This is a genomic window from Acidobacteriota bacterium, assembly GCA_016196035.1.
Classification (GTDB): domain Bacteria; phylum Acidobacteriota; class Blastocatellia; order RBC074; family RBC074; genus JACPYM01.
This window is the reverse complement of sequence record JACPYM010000090.1, coordinates 50,861-70,765: the sequence shown is the minus strand read 5'-3', so window position 1 is coordinate 70,765 and position 19,905 is coordinate 50,861. Positions and strand designations below refer to the sequence as shown.

Here is a 19,905-nt window from a genome sequence, read left to right as displayed (position 1 = left end):
TTTTTCTGTCCGTTAGTTATCACGCATAGACAGAAAAAAGCCAAGCAACTTTGTTTACGCTGTGGTTACTACACGAGAAACTAAGTTATCTCGTGTTTTGAAGATTGTTTTTGCCGCGTTAGCGGCGGTTGAATTTAGCCGTGGGTTTTCAACCCACGGTATCCGCGCCACAAACCCGCGTCGCGTCAGCGACGCTTGAATGGTCGCGTGTTTCAAGCGTCGCTGACGCGACGCGCAATTGATTGCGCGCTGTCTGTCCGTGGGTTGAAAACCCACGGCTAAATTCAACCGCCGCTCTGCGGCGAAGAGGTAAATGCCAGAAAATTTAGTTTTTCTTGTAGTTACTACACCGGCAACGAAGTTTTTGGGCATTTTGTGACTCACCGGTAGTAACGAATTTATCCGTTACGCCTGCGGGTTTGAACGATTAAAGTCGTTACTACAAGATGAGGCTGTAACTGCCAGGAAACTTAGCTGCCTGAGTATTAGGTGTCTTTCGACAGTGACAAACAAACGGTAGTCAATCGTCTGCACAACTGACTACCGTTCACGGATAGGAACTGCTTAGCGCGGGCGTCCGCCGCCGCCGCCGCCGCCGCCCATGCCGGGGCCACCCATTCCACCGCCAAAGCCGGGCGGACGGCTGCTGGTGGGATTAGCGCGGTTGGTATTGGCGCTATTTTGCGCGGTGATCACGGCCTCGCCTTCTTTCAAATCCCCTTCGGTCACCTCAGTGCTCGCGCCATCCGTAATGCCCAGCCGGATGCGGCGCGGTTGCGGTTTGCCATCCGGCCCCAGCACCCAAACGATACGGCGTTGACCTGACACTACGGCAGCCGTCTGCATGCCGCCAAAACCGGCGCCGCCTGAACCAGGGCTACCGGCATTGGCCCCCGGTGTGCCTGGCCCACCGGCATTGCGCGCGCCGCCGCCACCGTTCGCATTACCACCAGCGTTCGCATTACCGCCAGCGTTTGCGCCGCCGCCACGTTGCCCTTCGCCACGTTTCCCTTCACCACCTTCTCTGGCAGCAGCGTTTTGGTTTGGCCCCGCTCCGGCAGCAGCACCGCCACCACGTTCGCCCGAACGGCCTTCGCCGCGTTGCGCGCCTGCGCCAGCTTGGCCGCCCTCAGGCTTGGCCGCCGGTTTCTCGCCGGGCTTGGCTTGACCCGCAGGCGCTTCGGCGGGCTTCCCCGCGTTAGCGTTAGCGCCGCCACCAGCGCCGCCGCCCTCATGCCCGCCACCAAACAATTCGCGCATCTTTTCCGGCGTCATATCGGCAGGCCGGAAGCGTAAAGCGGCGTTAGGCACTTTCAGCACGTTTTGCCGTTCCGCGATGGTGATCGTCAGGTTCGCCGTCATGCCGGGTTTGAGTTTGAGTTCGGGATTCGACACGTCAATCACGACGTTATACGTGACCACGTTTTGCGTGTTGACCGGATTGAGCCGGATTTGGCTGATCGTCCCGTTGAAGGTTTGGCCGGGAAAGGCGTCTACGGTAAAGCCAATCTTGTTGGCGGAATTGATGACGCCAATGTCGGCCTGGTCAATGTTGGCGATGACTTGCATCTGGGTCAGATCGTTGGCGATGGTAAACAGCGTCGGCGCCGACAAACTGGCCGCCACGGTCTGGCCCACGTCCACGTTGCGCGAAACAACCACCCCGTCAATCGGCGAAGCGATCGTCGTGTGGCTCAGATTGACTTCGGCCAAGCGCAACGAAGCCTCGGACTGTTGCACCTGCGCTTGCGCCTGTTTGACGCTGGCTTCCGCCTGCGCAATGCCGGAGCGCGTCGCTTGCTGTTCCGTCGCGCGCGCCTGCGCCACTTGCGAGACGGCTTGGTTGTAACGGGCTTCGGCGGATTGCACCATCGTGCGGGCGATGTCCAGATCGCGCTGATTGATGATACCGGCAGCGGCGAGTCCTTCCTGCCGTTGTAAGGCGCTCTTGGCGTCATCACGCGCCGCCTTTAAGGCTTCGAGATTGGCGTTGGCGCTGCCCACATTGGCACGCTGACTTTCAATGGCCACTTGGGCGGAAACCAACTTGGCTTGCGCATCGGCCAGATTCGCGCGGGCCGATTCGAGATTGGCGCGCGCTTGCGCCACTTGTGCCTGAAAGATCGAAGGATCGAGTTGCGCCACGATCTGTCCTTTGTGCACGGTCGAATTGAAATCCACGTTGAGCGCCTTGATATTGCCCGAAACCTGGCTGCCCACCTGAACAGTCGTCACGGCTTGCAAGGCCCCGGTAGCGCTCACCGTATTGCGCACATTGCCGCGCTCGATCTTGGTGGTGATGTACTCTTCCGCCGTCGCCTTCCGGCCATAATAAAAATAGCCCAGCCCGGCACCCGCTACCGCCAAAACGCCAACCGTAAGCAACAACCCCTTAAAATTTCCCAGCTTGAACTTCATTCTGCGGATTCCTCCAATTTGCAGTTTGTCAATTTTGATTCCGGTTTGGTAGACGCTCGCGCCAAAGCGGGAGTTACACAATTTGCGCCTGCCCCTGGCAAACGCTCATAACGTCCGCAAATGGAATCCCCCATCCACATTAAGCACTTCGCCGGTCGAATAAGGCAAATCGCCCCGCGCGATAGCCGCCACCGCCCGTCCGATGTCTTCGGGCTGCCCCCAACGGCGCAACGGCCAAGCCCCTTGTGCAATTAAGCCATCGTATTTTTCTTTCACGCCCGCCGTCATCGCGGTGGCAATCACACCGGGCCGCACTTCATAAACATTGATGCCGTATTCCGCCAGCCGCGCCGCATAGAGCGCCGTCATCATCGCCAGCCCCGCCTTGGCCACGCAATAATCGCCGCGATTGACCGACGCCGTGTACGCCGACACCGACGTAATCGTCACGATGCGCGGCAAGCCGGAAGAAGTAAGAGCGCCGCCTTTGACCTGTTCGATCATTTGCCGCGCGACGAGTTGCGTCAGGAAATACGGCCCTTTCAGGTTGATGTTGATGAGCCGGTCAAACGACGCCTCGCCCGCATCCAGAATGTCAGCCCGCACGTCCGGCGCAACGCCCGCATTGTTCACCAGCAAATCAATGCGGCCATACGCCGCCAGCACCGTTTGCACCAGCCGCGCCCGGTCTTCAGTTGAAGCGACATCGGCGCGCACCGTGAGGCCAACGCCACCCGCCGCCCGCACCAGTTGCAAGCACTCCTCCGCCGCGCTGGCATTGCCCGCGTAATTGATCGCCACCGCGTGCCCCAGCTTGGCGAGTTCAACAGCGATGCCGCGTCCGATGCCGCGCCCCGCGCCCGTCACCAATGAAACCGGTCTGTCTGTCATTCAAACTCCGAGAATAGCTCGCCGCATCTCAACGCGAGGGCACGCTGATCCGCGTCAAGCCACGTTCATCTGTAGCAAAATCCTTCTTCCTGTATATTTTCGGTGAAAGAAGTTCAGAGTTCACGCTTCAGCGTGTGAGTGGCGGCCAGCAAACACGCTGAAGCGTGAACTCTGAACGTTTATCCCCTTGCTTCGGGCGCAGGCATTTCTTCTTCCGTCGGCCCATCCGCCCAAGTGCGCGCCCAAGCGGGCAGCGAGGTTTCAGGATACGGCGTAACGTGCGCAGGCGTCGCGGCTTTGCTCAAGGATTTCAGCGCCTTGTCGAGCGCCTCGACAAAAAAGTATTCGCCAAACAGCACGGCTTCATGCACGCCCAGGTTTTTGTGTATGTGATAAACGCCGCCGTTCAAGATGCCTTCAAAACCCGGCGTCAACCGGCCCAGATATTTTTGCGCCAGCGTTTGCAATGACGTCAACGCAAAATCCCGATAGGCCCGCGCCTTGGTGCGATCCGGCGCGACCTCGGCCAAATCCAGCAAGCCTGACGCCGCAATCGCACAAGCCGAGGTGTCCACTTGTGTGCGCGCCAGCGGCCCAGCGTCCGGCGCATCGTAATCCCACGGCGTCACGCCATCTGCCGGGGTGTTTTCCAAATAGTAATCGGCGTTTAACTGCGCGGTTTCCAGATACTCCGCGCGCCCGGTCTGTTGGTGCGAACGCGTGAAGCCATAGAGCGACCAAGCCAAGCCACGGCTCCAGCACGAATCGCCGCGATAGCCTTGGTGTGTGGACTGGCGCAGGCATTCGCCGGATTCCGGCTCGAATAGCGCCTCATGCGCGGTCGAACCATCGCCCCGCACCAGTGTGCGCCGCGTCGTCAAACAATGCCGGTGCGCCACATCCAGCAAATGCGCATCGCCCGTTTGCAAGCCCGCGTGAAAGATCGTCCCGACATTCATCATGATGTCTATGAAGAGCGACGCCGGTTCGACGAACGAGCGCAGATATTGCCCGCGTTCCATAAAGCGCATCGCCATCGTTCGGCCCGCTTGAATCAACACCGGCTCGATGCGTTCGCGTGGCCCGCCCAGTTTGAGCCAGCGCAGATAGGTTGAGAAAAACAGAAAGCCCAGATCATGCACGGCGCGGTCATATTGCCGCTCTTCCAGCGGCGTGCTAAACGCGACAGCCTTGTCCAGCCAAAAGCGCTCGCCGGTCGCTTCGGCGAAGATAAACATTATTCCCGGATAAAACCCATCGCACCAATGCGTCCAACGTTTGCGGTCTTGGCCGAACTGGCCCGCGACGGAATACATCGGATAGTAATCCGCCGGATATTTTTCCAGCAGCGCCTTGACTTGCCTCTGCGCAAAGTCAAAGGCATCAGCGAGCGTAGCCTGCAAAGCAGTCCGCTCGTGAAAGCTCGTCGGCATGCAGTCTCCAATGAATTGTTGAGATGAAATCCGCTGAAAGAAGGCAGCGGCAAATGCACTATAGCTTGCCCATCGCGCGCTGTCACGCCCTGGGTACGCAGGCATCCTTGCCTGCTAAAAAAGAAGCCGCGCAGCTTCCTTATTCCAGTTTACGCGATTACGACGCTTAGGAATCGGAACGCTACGCGACATCTTTACAGCAGGCAAGGATGCCTGCGCTCCCAGGGCTTGCGCATTCAGACGATTATTTCTTCACCACTTCATCCAACGGCCCAACCACTGGGTCACCTTTATCTTTGGTGCGCTCTTCCAGGTGATCTTTCAACTTGAGATGCGGCACGCCGTCCAGCAACCATTGCGGCGCGGGTTTGCCCATCAAGTGGTGATCCAGGAATTCGCGCATGCGCACGGTGTAGTCCTTCATGTTCGCCGGCACACGCAGGCCGTGGTTCTCGCCTTTGTATTGCAACATCACGACGGGCTTTTGTAGCCGCCGCAGTTGGTTGAAGTATTCGATGCCTTGCGTGAAATCCACTGCGCCGTCTTTGTCGTTATGCAAGATCATCAGCGGCGTCTTGACGTTCTTGGCGTGAAAGACCGGCGAGTTGCGAATGTAGGCTTCGACGTTGTCCACCGGGCTTGAAGTGAAGCGTCCCTGGCTGCTTTCAAAAATGGCCATGTTGCCGCCGCCCGAATTCCAATAGATCAGGTTGTACATTGAGATCATATCAGTCAGCGGCGCGCCCGCGATGGCCGCTTTGAAGGCGTTGGTCTGCGTCACCATAAACGCTGTTTGATAGCCGCCCCATGAATGACCGTGCAGCGCCACGTTGTCCTTGTCCACCACCCCGGTCGCAATCGCCGCCTGCAAGGCGGGCAAAATGCACCAGACGGCAGACATGCCCGGATCGTTGATCTTGTAGGTAATGTCCGGCATCAACACCGCGTAGCCGTTGCTGGTGTAAACCGCTTTGTTAAAGCCGTTCGCCGTCGGCGCGGTGTACGTGTTTTGCCCTTGCGAAAGCTTTTCATAGATATAAACAATCGTCGGATAGCTCTTGCCCGGCTGGTAATTCGCGGGCAGGAATAATGAGCCTTGCAGCTTGTCGCCCTTCGCGCTGGTGTACTCAATCAGCTTGGCGCCCGCCGACCACAAGAAATCTTTCTGCTGCGGATTCGCAGTGGTCAGCTTGTGTGCATTACCCAACGAAGCGTCAGCCACGAAATAGTCAGGGAAATCCGTCGGCGTCTCGCGCGTAAAGAAATAGGCATCCGCCGTTTTGGCTTTGACCAGCGTGCCATACGCAGCATCGTCCCACATCAACGGTTTCGCGCCGGGTTTGCCTGGTTCGATGCGTGCGATGCCCATCTTCTTCGTCCATTCGCCGTAAGCACGCACGTACAGCGGCTGCGCCAGATCAATCCCCTTCTCTTCAGGGTCTAAGCGGAAGCGCGTTTGATAGCGAATCTTGTCACGCTTGCCGTTGACGGTCAGATTGACGGCTTGTCCGCCACTCCGTGTGGGCACCTGCCAAATGTCCCAGCCATCGGTCAGCAACACGGCCTTGCTGTCTTTCGTCCAGCCTAAAGGAAACGTCGGCGGTTTGACGACGTTGTGATCATCCTCTTCGTTCCAGAACACGGCAGGCACTTTGGCCGTCAGGTTTTGCGTCTGGCCGGTCGCCAGATCGTAGGTCATAAAATGGCCGTCTTCGTGGTAGAGCAACTGCGTGCCATCAGTTGAAGGGCCAAACACGTTGCGCGCCTTTTTCAACGCCAGCTTGCGCGCGCCGGTTTTCAGATCAATCACATAAACATCCTGATAGCGGCGGCCATCCAGGTTGCTCATCAATTCGTATTCGCGTGTGTCGGAACCAATCGCCCATTGCTGTTTGGGCGCGGCGTTCACATTGCGCACCATCTCATCGGCCAGACGCATGAATTTCTTTTCGGCTACGCGGTAAATTGCCAGGTAGCTGAAATTCTTGTCGCGCGGCTCTTCGACCTGCTGCTGGGCTTGCAAACGTTTGTCCTGCCAATGCCACAACACCAGATCAGGTTTTTCGGTTTCGTCCTGTGGTGGACGCATCCCGGCAGGCGGAGCAGCCGCAGTAACAGCTACTGTTTCGGGCGCTTTCGCTTCGCCCTCGCGTCCTGGCTTCTTGCGTTTCACTTCCTGAATACCGAAAAGCACGGCGCTCAGATCGTCCGTCCAGGCTGGCGAACGATTCGGGCTGACCGAAAGCCCGGCAGGGAAATCTTTGTCCTGGCGCGGATCGTACACAGTCTTTTGCGGCGTGCCGCTGCTGAACGTAACCGCGACCAAGCTGTAAAGCTTATCCTCGAAGCCTTTGTCCTCGACGCCTTTCACCGCAGCCAGCGCCTCACCCTTCTCCGTCCAGTTCAAGCCGCGATAGACGGCCTTGTCGCTATCGAGCGGCAAGACTGCGCCATTGCTCATATTGCGCACTTGAATGCCGTTGCCAACCTTGTCAGTCGCATCAATCGTCCACGCCAGCCAGTCGCCCTTTTTGTTGAAGGCGAAATCGGCGACGTTGCCGACGTTGAGTTCATTGCCCGTCGCCAGTTCGTGCAGGATCAAATCCGAACCCGTCGCGCGTTCGGGCGCAGCCGCGCCGCCGCCCGCAGGCGCACCAGACGGCGGCCCCGTCGCTACTGTTGGTCCAGCCGGCGCGGCCTCAGCGCCGTAACGATGCAGCGCGATCCACGCGGCGTTCTCCGCCGAAAAGGCAAAACGTCTGATCTTCTCAAACTCGGTTTTCTTTTCAGTCGCCAATTCGACGAGCGTGATTTTGTTTTGCAACGGTTTGCGCTCGCGCTTCAATCGCTTGGCCTCTTTGGCGCCGGGATAGACCGTGAAAGCGAACCAGTTGCCATCTTCCGAAAACGCCAATTCACGCGCCACCGGCCCCTCGCCAAACGCGCCGCCACCGCCACCGCCACCGAATCCAGCCGATTCGCCGATGGCGAAGCGCCACTCTTTGTCATCGGCCACGCGACGCAACACGGCTTCGCCATCGCCCTCGGTCGGCGTCAACTTGTAGGCGAAATACTTGCCGTCGTTGGAAACCGTGGCCGTGCCCAGCCGCTTCCACGCCAGAATGTCTTTCATTTCGATGGGGCGTTTGCCGCCTTCGGCCTTGGCGGGAGCGGCCCCACTTTGCTGTGCTGATATGGAAGCGCCCGGCGTTAAGACCAATGCCAGCGCGGCTGCCAAGAAGAGTGTCATCAGAATGCTGTGCTGCTGTTTCATAGCGCGTGCCTCCTGCAAGTTAAGTTTGAATTGATTGGAAGGAGTGGGTTGCGACGGCGGGAAAGATACGCTTTGAAAAGAGGGGATGCAACCGCTGGGAGCGACACTCCTGGGTACGCACCGCTTCCAGCGTGCCGTCTTGAAATCAGACAGGCTGATGCTGAAAGGAAATCCCTCCGGTCTTTATCCGTCTCAGGCCATGACTGCACGCTGGGAGCGGTGCGTACCCAGGGTTCAGCGCAACTTACTTTGCAATTCCGGCACGACTTTGACCAACTCATCCGCCACCATTTTCCCAAACACCGCGCTGCCCTTGCGCGACAGGTGCGTGGTGTCGGGAGTGCCGTCTTCTTTCTTCACATCAAACTCAGCCGTACCGGCTTTGCCCAAATGATTGAGCAACTCGATGCTGCGCGCGTGCAGATCAAGCAGCGGCGCATTCTTTTCCGCCGCAACCTGACGGCAAGCTTCAGCATAAGTGGCGAGGATGTCGTCGGCCACCTTACCCTCAGCGTTGAAATTGCGGCGCGCCAACGAAGTGACCAGCACGGGTTTCGCATTCGCCGCGCGCGCCTCGTCCACGTAACGGCGCAGAAAATCTTTGTAGGTTGTCCCGGCCACGGTCTCGCGCTCCGGCCCCTTGCCCGGCTGATCGTTGTGGCCGAATTGAATCAAAACGTAATCGCCGTGTTGCGCGAGGGCGCATTGCCAGTGGCCCTCGGCAATATAGCTGCGCGAACTGCGCCCATTGCGCGCCTGATTCATACATTCGACTGTCGCGCTCAAACGTTCTCTGAACCCGACGCCCCAGCCGGAACCTTCGGTCACGGTCGAATCGCCGACCAAGGCAATGCGCACTGGTTTCGCGCCATTGATCTTCACGTTGCTGAGCCGCACATCGTGCGCGTATTCGTAAACGCTCGCTCGCGCCACGTTCTCGAAGGTGCAATTTTCCAGCCGGATGTCGGTGATCGGCGCTTTCTCAAAGCCGCGCAGATACAGGGCGAAATTGCTTTTCTGACTGGTCACCTCGCGCACACTGACATTACGCACAGCCGGCATGAACGTGCCCTTCTCACCTTCTTCGTAAGTGAAATCAACCGAAACAATCGCATCGCTGACCTGCCCGATCTGAACGTTGCGCATATGAATGTTTTCGAGCGTGCCGCCGCGCACGGCATTGGTTTTCAGCCGCAACGCACGATCCAGATGTGGGCTATCCATCTTGCAGTTCTCGGCAAAGACATTGCGCACGCTGCCCGAAATCTCGCTGCCGATAGTGACGCCGCCGTGGCCGTCTTTCATTTCGCAACCTTGAATGATGACGTTTTCGGTCGGCACGTTGACGCGGCGGCCGTCGCCGTTGCGGCCCGATTTGATGGCAATGCAATCGTCGCCTGTGTCAAAAGAACAATCCTTGATGAGCACATCCGTGCACGATTCGGGATCGCAACCGTCGTTGTTCGGGCCGTGGCTGCTGATCTTGACGTCCTGTACGGTGACGTTGCGGCAAAGCACGGGATGAATCTCCCACATCGGCGAACGCTTGATCGTCACGCCCTCGATCAACACGTTTTGACAGCGATAGGGTTGAATGAAATTCGGGCGTAAGAAAGAGCCTTCGCCAAAGACGCGCTCGCTGACGGGCACATTCTGTTCGCCCATCTCGATCAAACGATTGCGCGCCTTGTCCTGCGTTTCGGCGCCGCGCCCGCGCCCTTTCCACGGCCACCAATGCGTCTCGTCGGCCTGTCCATCCAACGTGCCCGCGCCGGTGATAGCGATGTTGCGCTGCTCAATGGCGTAAATGAACGGCGAGTAATTCATCAACTCGACGCCTTCCCAGCGCGTGAAGACGAGGGGTAGATACTGTTTGGTGTCCTGGCTGAACTTGAGCGTCGCGCCCGCGCTGACGTGCAGATTGACGTTGCTCAGCAAATGAATCGCGCCCGTCAGGAATTCGCCCGGCGGCACGACGACGCGCCCGCCGCCCGCTTTGTTGCACGCCACGATGGCTTTACGAATCGCGTCAGTGCAATCGCGCTGGCCGCCCGTGACCGCGCCGTATTTGGTGATGACGAAATCGCGTTTCGGGAAGACGGGGGGGTTGATGCGGCGCAGGATGGCGGGCACCTGTGTCCACGGGTCTTCAACGGCAGCAGAGGTCGGCGCAGGTAACGGCAGCCAAAAGACAGTGCCGGTGGCCGCGAGTGTTTTGATGAATGTGCGTCGGTCGTTCATAGCTTCCTCTCGTACAGCAGGCTGCCAGCCTGCTGGGGCCAGCGCGTCGAGCCAATTGGCTTTCATTCAAAGCAGCAGCAGGCTGGCAGCCTGCTGTACATGCTTATCGTTTCTCTTGTTTCGCCCACCACGCCGGGTACTCTTTCGCCAGCAAATCTGCCGCGCGGTCTGAATACCAGCCGTAACCGGTGCGCCGTTCGTGTTCAATCTCGGACACACTGTATTTGATGATGCTATCCCGTCCACTGAAGATCGGGCGATTGGTGCCGATTTCGTAAAAGCGCGCCCAGAGCGGCCCGGCATTGGCCGCGGCTTCGAGCACCCGGTCATAGCCTTTTTCCAACGCCGCATCACGTTTGTCGTAATAGCGGAAGCCGTTGACCTGCACCGCCTTGAGCCAGGCGACGGCGGCTTCAATCGCGTTGCTGACACGCGCATCGGGGTTCTCTATCTCCATCAGAAAGCGCACGATCCCGACGCTCTCGCTGCCGCTGAGCGAAGGATGTTCATACGCGCGCGCCTTGGCGGGAGCGAGTGTCACTTCGTCGTGTTGCGCGCACCACGCGGTGCGTTTGCCGTCCACCACAATCTGTGTTTTCAGGATGCATTCAATTCCCTTGGCGACGGCTTGCCCAGCGCGCTGACGGCGCGGGTCATCTACAAAGCCATATTCCGGCTGCTTGCGCGTGATGTCCCGCAGCAAGCGCAGCACACCGATCATCGCATCATCGTTGTAGGTGATGTGCGTGTAATAACCTTTGCGCAGCGGGAAATACTGCGGCCAGCCGCCGTTCGCGTATTGCGCTTGCAGCAGGTAATCCAGCCCTTTGAAGAAGGCTGTTTTGAACCGCTCCTGTTTGGTCGCGCTGAACACGCGGGCGAGATATTCAAGCTGTGTGTAAGTCGCGCCGTTATCAATCGTCGAATCCAGGTGATCTTTGTTTTCGTTCAGTTCGGCGCGCTCGCCTGCGGTGAGCAGCTTCGCCATCTCGGTGTTCTTCGGCCAGCCGCCCGTGTCGCGTTGGTAAAGCAGCACGTTGTCGGCCACGCGCACGGCTTCGTCGCTGCCGTACCAGCCGGCGCTTTGCCGCAGCGCATTGCGCCAGGCGATTTGCGGCTGCTGTCCTTGCAACCCCGCGAGGATGTTGGCCGAAACGGCGAAGGCAGTGCCGTGCCGCACGCCCGCCGGAAAGCTGAGTTGCTCACTGATGTTTTCCCAGCTTTTCCAATCACGCGTTTTGAGCGCGCCGTAGCGGTGGTCGCGGTATTCGTCGTAGTAAACAATCCATTCCTGTCCCAGCTTCAGCGCCGTCGGCCCTTCGACCCAATCTTTGGTGAAGGCGGGCGAGGCCGCGCTGTATGGCCCGACGGCCTTATCGCTGGTCGCAAGACGCAGATGCTTTTTGGCCACCGGCAATTCAGTCTCGTCCTTGACGATCATTACGAAGCGTTGGGCATCCTGAACCACGGTTGCATCAATTACGTTGAAGCCGCCGTCATAAAACACCGCCGCTTGGCTGTAGCTTTTGAAATCCTTTGTCGTCACGTAATAGATGCGATGGTTGCGGCCCTTGCCCGCCGAGCCTGCGGTTTCAGGAAACTTGCCGGGGATGGTCGTTGACCAGAAGATCAGGTATTGCCGGTTCGCCGTGTCATAAAAAATCTCCGGCGCCCAGCAATTCAGCGCCGTCGGTTCGTGCGCCATCACGGGAATCGTTTGCTGCTCCGACCAGTTGAGGAGGTCTTTGGAATGCGCGATGCCGATGTCGCGGCCTTCCCAACCGGTCGTCCAGACCAGATGAAAGACGCCGTCCGGCCCCGGCAGAATGCAGGGATCGCGCATCAGCTTCTGGCTGCCCACCTGCGGCGTCAGGTACGACTTGTCATTGTTGAGCGGCTGCCATTTCAGGCCATCGCGGCTGTGGGCCAGATGCAAGCCGTCCTCACCGTTGTTTTTGAAATAGGCGAACAGGTAATGCGGTGCGGCGTCTTGACCGAATGCGCTGACGCCCAGCCACGCGAACCAGACGAAGAATAAGCAGCAAATTTGTTTCATGTTTGTTGGCTCCGGCCCTCAACTGTATGCAGCAAGCAATGAGAGCGGTTTGCAATTGCATATACGGGAATCAGTTGACGCTGGGACAGTACCGCGCGCGTCAGCAAGCGGTGGCGTCAAGCTTGCCCCATTGGCCGAACCGCCAATGCGCCGCTTGCTGACGCGCGCGGTACTGTCCCGCTGCACGGTTTTCCCGTACACCAAAGTGAAACCCGATCTAAAATCGCAACTTGCCCACGCCCGCGTCGCGCGCCACGAGCGCACGCACATCGGCGGGCGGGTCTAACACATAACCGTAAAACGTCTGCGGCTCAAGCACCGCGCCACCTACGACAGGCACGCCGCTGCGCACAAAAAAGTTGTTTCGTTCGACCGCGCGCCCGGCTTCGGTCGGGCCGGTGATCGTGATGGGCACGGCGACATTCTCGAAATAATTGCCTTCGATTACACAACCGGATTGCTGGTAACAGCCAACACCATAACCGCTGTTGTTCAGATAAAAGTTGTTGAACACATGCACGGGTTCGCCGTAACGCACGCGCGGATGGCGTTCAGTCGTGCCGTCAAACCAGTTGTGATGATAGGTGACTTTCAAACGGCCCACGTCCAGCGCCGCGTTGCTATCGTCCGCACCCACCAGCGAAGTCTTGCTGTGCTGGCTGAACCGGTTCCACGACACGGTGACATAACTCGAACCGAAACGAATATCAATCAGCCCGTCGAACGCATTGCTCAGATCGCAATGATCTATCCAGATGTGATGCGCGAACATCTGAATGTTGATCGCGTCATCCGCCGCATTGGCAAAGCGCAGATTGCGCACGATGACGTTTTTGACCGCGTCAACCGGCGGTTCGGTGACGCCTTCGCGGAAGGGCAAGCCGATGAGCAAGCCGCCGTTGGTGAAGCCCGAGTTCGCGCCGACACCAATGAGCGTTTTGTTGGAAGCCACGCTGTGCATACGCGGCGGCAAGGCGAGCATGCCGCTGACGCGAATGATGAGCGGTTCGGGCCGCGCGATGGCTTGCAGAAATTCATTCGCCGTTGTGACGGTGACGGTTTGGCCGCCCGCGCCGCCGGTCGTGCCGTTCTGCCCCCAGGCCTCGACGGCGGCAAAACCGATGGGCACATCGGCGCGGCGCAACGGCGCGGCAGGCACCGTGACAATGTTGCTGGTCGCCACGCGCGCACCGTCGCCGCGCAGGTAACGAAATTCATAGCGGCCTGCTTGTGCGGGACGCGCAAAGCGCAACACGCCGTTTTGCGCGGCAGCCAGACTCTGGCGCGTCAGCGATTCGGCGTCGGCGGCGCTTACGCGATAAAGCCCGACGGTGTCCGAAGCCACTGTGGCAGCGGGCGCGAGTAGATTGACCGTCAGCGTTTCCTCCAACGCCAAGCTGGGCGAAGCCGTCAACGTCGTCGGCGTCCAATTGCCAAGCACGAAAGCCGGATCGCTCCAACGCGCGGCTTCGTCGGCGGAAAGTTGCCGCGCGAACGGCGCGCGCTGGCTCACATCCAGTGGCGCATCGTTCAGCGTCTTGCTGCCGTATTCCCAGAACTGCACGTTGGGCGCGGTCGCCGCGTTATTCAATTGCCAGCCGACCGGCAGGATGTGCGGCCCCATTGCGCAATTGATGAACGCGACCTGGCTGTAGGGGAAAACCGTCGGATCAATGCGCGCGAGATAAACACCGGTCAAGCCGGGCGTGCTCGTCAGGCGGCAATTCACATACACGTTGCCGTTGCCGCTCTGCCCGTTGCGAATCTGCGTATAAAAGCCCGCGTTGTTGGCTTTCAACTCGCAGTTTTGAAAAAACACCGCGCCGCTGCCCCACATGAAATCCACGTCGCCCTCGATGTAACTGTCGTTCACGAACGCGCGGCCTTGCAGCATCAACGTATCCTGAAAGCTGAACAAGGAAACGCGGTTGAGGGTGAGGCGCTGGTTATTCCCCCTGAATGCCTCGGCCTGCGAACCGCCTTTCGCGGTCGTGTTGTGCAGCGTGATGTTTTCGAGCGTGAAATCGGGCGCGTCCACGCCGAACATCGTGCGCGTGACGGTGCTGGTCGGATTCAACACCGCGTTGTTGGCGTATTGAATGCGCGTCAAGTCGCGGTCTGCGCCGCGCACGGTGATGAAAGGTTTGTTCGACGGGACATAAACGATCTCGTTGTAAGTGCCGCGCGCCACCGTGATGTTGACCGGTTGCGTGTTGTTCACCGGCACAAAATCAAGCGCGCCCTGCACCGTGCAAAAATCGCCCGTGCCATCCACCGCCACCCACAACGAAGTCGCGCCCAACGGCGGCCCCAGCGTTTTGGTCGTGAAGCGCAAGGCTTTGGTTTCGTCGAGTCCGGCAAAAGGCGCGCCGCTGGCATCGGTCAGCACGCCGGGTTCAAGCGTCACGTAATAACGTTGTTGGTAATCGAGCGCGCGATGCAGCGTGATCGTCGCCGTGTTGCCATCGAGCAGCACCGGATAGTAATTGAACGTCGTGCTGGCCGAGCCAACGCTACGGCTCTGCCCCGCCAACGACAGATCAATTGCGTCAACTAACACACCATTGTCGTTCGCGTCCAGCCGATACACTTGAATGCGTCCGCTCGTGCCCTGGCGCGGCGCTTGATCGAAGGTCAGCGTCAGCGGTGCGTCAATGCATACATTCATTGCGCCGCCGAGCGGCGCTGTTTGCACAACACTCATTGCCGAAACGACCAACAGCCTGGCCGCCGCGCTCAGCACACTGCCGCTAGAATTGCTGATGACGACCGTGTAATTCGCCGCGTCGCTGATTTGCGCGCTGGCAAACCGCAAGGACGCTTCGTTCGCCTGCGGAATCAGCGCGCCGTTCTTGAACCATTGATAAACCAGATTTGCGCCCGTCGCCGTGACCGACAGACTCGCGGCAGCGCCAGCCACGACGGTGGTGTCGCGCGGCTGTTGCGCGATCGCGGGCGCGGGCGGCACCTGATCGGTCGTGACATTCAGTTTGGCGGGATTGCTGCGCACGCTGCCGCCCGCATTGCTCACCACGCAGGTGTAATCGCCCGCGTCGCCCAATTGCACATTCGTCAGATTCAGCGTCGCCGTGCGCGCCGAAGCATTGCCCGCCACGTCCACACCATTTTTTTGCCACTGGTAGGCAGGCACATCGCCACGCGCCGCAATGGCGAACGTGACATTGCCGCCGACCTGTACGGTCAACGTCGAAGGTTGCGGCTGGCTGGTGATGACGGGGGGTTGCGGCGTGTAATCCACCAGCAGGCGCGTGAACGTCAGCTTCGTGGCAAAGGTCGGCCCGGCAATGCGAAAGGCGAAATAATCAAACGTGGTTTGCGGCGCGATGCTGCTCTCGACGACTTTGTAAGTCAGCCCGTTCAGTGCGCCCCCGGTCACGGCGGCTTCGATTTGCGTCTCGTTCGCCGACACACGGGTGATCGTATAACTCAACGTATAAGGCACGTTGTTTTCGAGCGGCTGCCGCGCGGTGGCTCCGCTGGTGCCCGTCGAGATCGTCGCAAAATCGCCGAAGTTGTTGAAGATATTCCCGCCCGTCAACAACGCGCGTCGGCCAATCACGAACGGGTTGCCCGCGCCGCTGGCGTAGTACTGCAAGCCGTAGCCGGTGTCGTTGATGAACGTCGCATCGTTCATCCCCGCCGTCAAATTCGTCGTGTTGCGCGTGCCAAGCGAATCCAACACGCCAAAGCGCACGTCCTGCCCGGTGCCGCCAAATCCGCTGACCGAAAAGTCTAACGCGACCGACAGCGCATCGCCTACGCCCAGCGTGACCGGCGCGCCCGCGTTGGTGAAGTAGGCCCAAAAGGCTTCGGAACCACCCGCGTTGGTCACCTCAAACGAGACGGAGCCGGTGGCGTCGGTGCGCACGGTGTTGGCGCGCCCGTTGAAAACCCGCAAGGAGTTATTCGCCAGGTTTTGATTCTGGCTATTGCCGTCGGCAAAGCGGTCGTCAATCAACGCGGCGGCCAGTCCGCGCCAATCAACCGCCCACAGCGTGAGGCCCAGCAGGGTTGCCAGCAGTAAATAAATTCTTGGCGATCTCATAGCTTCAATTGTTGCGCGAGCCAGTCAGCAACCTTTTCTTTGTATTCGGGCGCGAAGCTTTCCCACCGCGCCATGCCGTGCACGCCATCGGGGATCGTGATGAGGTCACACGGCACACCTGCCGCTTTGAGCTTCGCCTGAAACTGCGGCGACCAGTTGTACAGCACGCTCATATCGCCCGTGCCGTGCACCAGCAGGAACGGCGGCAAGCCAGGTTTAATGTGATTGATTGGCGAGGCCTCGCGCAACTGTTGCAATGTCGCTTCATCCGCTTTGGCGTCAGTGCGCCCGAACAAACCCCGCATCGAAGTGCTCAAGCCGCCGCGCCGCGCCATATCGGCGATGAAATCCACCGGCGCATAAAACGGCACGACGGCGGCCACCTGCGTATCGTCTTTCGCCAGCACAGCAGCTTGCGCGACGATTTGTCCGCCTGCCGATTCGCCCACCAAGGCGAGGCGTTTAGGATCAACGTTGAATTCCGCCGCGTGCGCCTTGACCCAGCGAATGGCGGCGTAGACATCTTCAATCGGCGCGGGGTAATTGTGCTTGGGCGCGAGACGATAGCTGATCGTGAACCAGGCGATGCCGCGCTGGGCGACCGGCGCAAACAACGGATCGTTGCCGCCCGTGCGAGTGCCCGCCGACCAGCCGCCACCGTGCACGAAGATCACCGCTGGAAATGGCCCTTTGCCAGTTGGCACAAACGCGTCGAGCTTCAGGCTTTCGCCGCCCGCCTGTGCGTATTCGATGTCGGTTTTGACGCGGCCTTTGAGCAGCGGATGGTCGTAAGGATTGCGGCGCACAGGCGCGACTTCGGCTTTTGGCACAGCTCTCGGATTCCAAGCGCCAAGCACTTTGGCGACCGTCAAGGCTTCGGCTTCAGCAGCGGTCAGCTTGCGCGCCCAAGCCACGCGCGCGGCTTCATTCGCGCCTGCGCCTGTGCTGCCGAATTCGCCGTAACGTGCCGTCTTTTCGCGCTCCGGCCCTGTCCAGTTGTGCCAGCCCACCGGACGCACGGCATCGGACATTTCCGTATTCAGAAAAACCGTATGCGCAAAGCCGCGCCAAGGGCGGCCCAGATAAGTTTTCACGCCCGGTTCGCCCGTGATCTGGCAGTTTGAAAAGATGAAACCATACGGCTGCGTTTCCGGCGTCGAGGCCGCCGTGATGTAACCGTCTTTCAATACTTCTTTCAACACGTGAATGTGGCAGCGTTCAAACCAGGCCGTTGCGCCGCCGAAGATGAAATCCACGTGCCCGGTGATGTAGCAATTCTCGAAATACTGCCGCCCGCGATTGAGCAAAATCGTATCTTGCCAGCCCAGAAAGCGGCAGTTTTTGAAGCTGACCTGATCGCCGTCCACGCGCAAGGCCAGCGCCTGTCCGACCGGCCCGGCGGAATTTTCAAACGTGATGTTTTCAGCGCCAAAACCATCGCCATCCACTTGCACTGTCGGTGTGCGAAAGGTGCCGAGCGGCCTGCCATCAAAGAAAATCATGTTCGCGTTTAAGTTGAACGTGATGATCGTCGTCTTGGGGTCTTCGCCAACCAGCTTGATAAAGCGGCGTTCGCGCTGGACGTAGATGAGTTCTTTGTACACGCCCGGTTTGACGCTGATGATCCAGGGCCGCTCGGCGCTGGGCAGTCCCTGTGGCGCGGCCATGATCGCATCCTGAATGGATTTGAATTGTCCATCGCCGTTGGGCGCAACGGTGGCGTCGGCGGCGTTGGCGTAACCAACGCAAACCAGCAACAGCACTGCTACGCAACTTAATCGGGGAACCATTCTATTCATCCTGCTTTACCTTTGGGGTGAACAACTGATTCCCGATTCCCGAATTCCGACGCCTGGTAGCTTAACTATCAGGCGTCGGAATTCGGGAATCAGGAGTCAGTTCACAATGTCCTGTCAATTCATGCGGCTGAAGGCGTTGCCGGTTTGATCTCAACCCGCGCGCGTTTTTCCGCCGCCTGATTCGCCGTCAACACGGCCAGCGCCGATTGCATCGCTTTTTGCGGGCCGCAACGCACCGGCTTGCCTGTACGAACAGACGCGCAGAATTCAGCAATCTCGTTGCGATACGAAATGTTTCTGTCCACCTGCCCTGCCGTCGCGGCGTTCACTGTGCGTCCGGGCGCGTCCGCCGGACGTGTGGCGGAAGTATCAGCGACCGGCGCGGCGCTTTGCCGGGAGACTTCGACTTTGGTCGTCGCGGCTTCGCCCTCGTAAAACAGATAGACCTCGACTTCGTTTTGCAAAATCAACGTGCCTTTGGTGCCGAGGAACATTTCGTAATGATCTTCAAAGGCGTTCGATTCGATGGATGAAAACGTCGCCGCGCGTCCACCCGGATATTCGAGCGTGGCGTAAACGTGATCGTAAACTTCACGCCCGTCGTTGAAGCGCGCGATGCTGCCGGTCGAATAAGCAGCGACCGGCGGGGCTTCAAAAAACCAGTTCGTCGCCGTGATCAAATGGCTGCCTAATTCAGCCATCAACCCTTCGGAATACTGCTTGTAAAGCCGCCAGTTCACCAGATGCTCCCAATCTGGATAGCCCCACTTGCCGGGGTTGAAATCGGGCGCGGGCGGGTCTTCTTTGCGCCGCCAGTTGCCGTTGCGATGCCAGACGAGGCGCGCGAAATAGACCTCGCCGATCAAACCCTGTTTGATGATGTTGCTGTACGAAGCCTGATAGACGGGGTTGTAATAGCGCTGATAGCCGATTTCGAGCAGGCGCTTGTTGCGCTTCATCGCGTCAATCATGCGCAAACAGTCGGCCTCGCTTTTCGCCATCATCTTTTCGCACAGCACGTGCTTGCCCGCGTCCAAACAGCCGACCGCGATGTCGGCGTGCGACCAGAGCGGTGTGGCGATGATGACGGCTTCTAGGTCTTCTTTTTGCAGCATCTCACGCCAGTCGTCATATTCTTTGGGTTGCGGCCAGCCGTTTTTGACCAGCGTCTCGGCCACCGCGCGCCGCCGCTTTGGATTGATGTCGCACAAGGCGCGTAGGTCAATCAGGTCTTTCTGACATTGCGCAATCAAGCCGCGTCCCATCCCGCCCGTGCCGATGACTGCAGCTTTGACCGGGCCACCTTTGATCGGGCCATGCGTCGCCGCAGCAACACCAAGCGCAGCGAGCGCGGGCGTGCCCGCCAGGGCTTTTAGGAAATTGCGGCGGCCTTGTTCTTTCTGTTCGTCAGTTAGATTCATAGTCAATCCTTTCAAATTTGAGTAACCGCCCGACCGGCCGAGATGGGCGCATAATCTAAGAGCATGGAGTTCAGGCTTCAGCCCAAATCCACGGTTAAGCAGTTGAAAACACAGTTTCGACCAGTAACAGCGGGCTCTTTTGTCAGTCTGGCTGCTCACCCATTGAGTGAAATGCGCCGCCGTACAGCAGACTGCCAGGCTGCTGAAGACACGGCCAGTGGGCTACTCGCCGAGACCACAGCAGACTAGCAGTCTGCTGTACGGCGTTAGCCGTGGATTCAGGTTAAAGCCTGAAACCCATGCTCT

General features: G+C 59.1%; 9 protein-coding genes. All 9 read right to left on the bottom strand.

Annotation, left to right across the window (positions count from 1 at the left end; genetic code table 11):
- Nucleotides 1-564: 564 nt before the first annotated feature.
- Complete coding sequence (locus HY011_26160) at nucleotides 565-2,418, bottom strand: efflux RND transporter periplasmic adaptor subunit (GenBank protein ID MBI3426430.1); 1,854 nt, start codon at nucleotides 2,416-2,418, stop codon at nucleotides 565-567.
- A gap of 105 nt (nucleotides 2,419-2,523) precedes the next feature.
- Complete coding sequence (locus HY011_26155) at nucleotides 2,524-3,309, bottom strand: 3-ketoacyl-ACP reductase (GenBank protein MBI3426429.1); 786 nt, start codon at nucleotides 3,307-3,309, stop codon at nucleotides 2,524-2,526.
- 179 nt (nucleotides 3,310-3,488) lie between these two features.
- Nucleotides 3,489-4,742: a glycoside hydrolase family 88 protein gene (locus HY011_26150; GenBank protein MBI3426428.1), complete on the bottom strand. Its 1,254-nt coding sequence runs from the start codon at nucleotides 4,740-4,742 to the stop codon at nucleotides 3,489-3,491.
- Between the two features lie 244 nt (nucleotides 4,743-4,986).
- A complete protein-coding gene (locus tag HY011_26145) occupies nucleotides 4,987-8,016 on the bottom strand; it encodes a S9 family peptidase (protein MBI3426427.1) in 3,030 nt (1,009 codons plus the stop codon).
- A 234-nt stretch (nucleotides 8,017-8,250) separates the two neighbouring features.
- Entirely contained in the window at nucleotides 8,251-10,257 is a 2,007-nt protein-coding gene (locus tag HY011_26140) for a hypothetical protein (GenBank protein MBI3426426.1), read from the bottom strand.
- 103 nt (nucleotides 10,258-10,360) lie between these two features.
- Nucleotides 10,361-11,698 carry a pectate lyase gene (gene pelA / locus HY011_26135; protein ID MBI3426425.1) on the bottom strand — a complete coding sequence of 446 codons (1,338 nt, stop codon included), beginning with the start codon at nucleotides 11,696-11,698 and terminating at the stop codon, nucleotides 10,361-10,363.
- An 832-nt stretch (nucleotides 11,699-12,530) separates the two neighbouring features.
- A complete protein-coding gene (locus HY011_26130) occupies nucleotides 12,531-16,379 on the bottom strand; it encodes an immunoglobulin domain-containing protein (GenBank protein MBI3426424.1) in 3,849 nt (1,282 codons plus the stop codon).
- A complete protein-coding gene (locus HY011_26125; GenBank protein ID MBI3426423.1) occupies nucleotides 16,376-18,169 on the bottom strand; it encodes an alpha/beta fold hydrolase in 1,794 nt (597 codons plus the stop codon). Before HY011_26125 ends, HY011_26130 begins: the two co-directional genes overlap by 4 nt.
- A 128-nt stretch (nucleotides 18,170-18,297) precedes the next feature.
- Nucleotides 18,298-19,599, bottom strand: coding sequence for a Gfo/Idh/MocA family oxidoreductase (locus HY011_26120; GenBank protein MBI3426422.1), 1,302 nt, complete (start codon nucleotides 19,597-19,599; stop codon nucleotides 18,298-18,300).
- Nucleotides 19,600-19,905: the final 306 nt, after the last annotated feature.

Excerpts from the sequence above, each read along its gene's own strand:
- pelA (MBI3426425.1), bottom strand. The coding sequence starts at position 11,698 with ATGATCGTCAAGGACGAGACTGAATTGCCGGTGGCCAAAAAGCATCTG.
- HY011_26155 (MBI3426429.1), bottom strand. The coding sequence starts at position 3,309 with ATGACAGACAGACCGGTTTCATTGGTGACGGGCGCGGGGCGCGGCATC.
- HY011_26125 (MBI3426423.1), bottom strand. The coding sequence starts at position 18,169 with ATGGTTCCCCGATTAAGTTGCGTAGCAGTGCTGTTGCTGGTTTGCGTT.
- HY011_26130 (MBI3426424.1), bottom strand. The coding sequence starts at position 16,379 with ATGAGATCGCCAAGAATTTATTTACTGCTGGCAACCCTGCTGGGCCTC.
- HY011_26140 (MBI3426426.1), bottom strand. The coding sequence starts at position 10,257 with ATGAACGACCGACGCACATTCATCAAAACACTCGCGGCCACCGGCACT.
- HY011_26150 (MBI3426428.1), bottom strand. The coding sequence starts at position 4,742 with ATGCCGACGAGCTTTCACGAGCGGACTGCTTTGCAGGCTACGCTCGCT.
- HY011_26160 (MBI3426430.1), bottom strand. The coding sequence starts at position 2,418 with ATGAAGTTCAAGCTGGGAAATTTTAAGGGGTTGTTGCTTACGGTTGGC.
- HY011_26120 (MBI3426422.1), bottom strand. The coding sequence starts at position 19,599 with ATGAATCTAACTGACGAACAGAAAGAACAAGGCCGCCGCAATTTCCTA.
- HY011_26145 (MBI3426427.1), bottom strand. The coding sequence starts at position 8,016 with ATGAAACAGCAGCACAGCATTCTGATGACACTCTTCTTGGCAGCCGCG.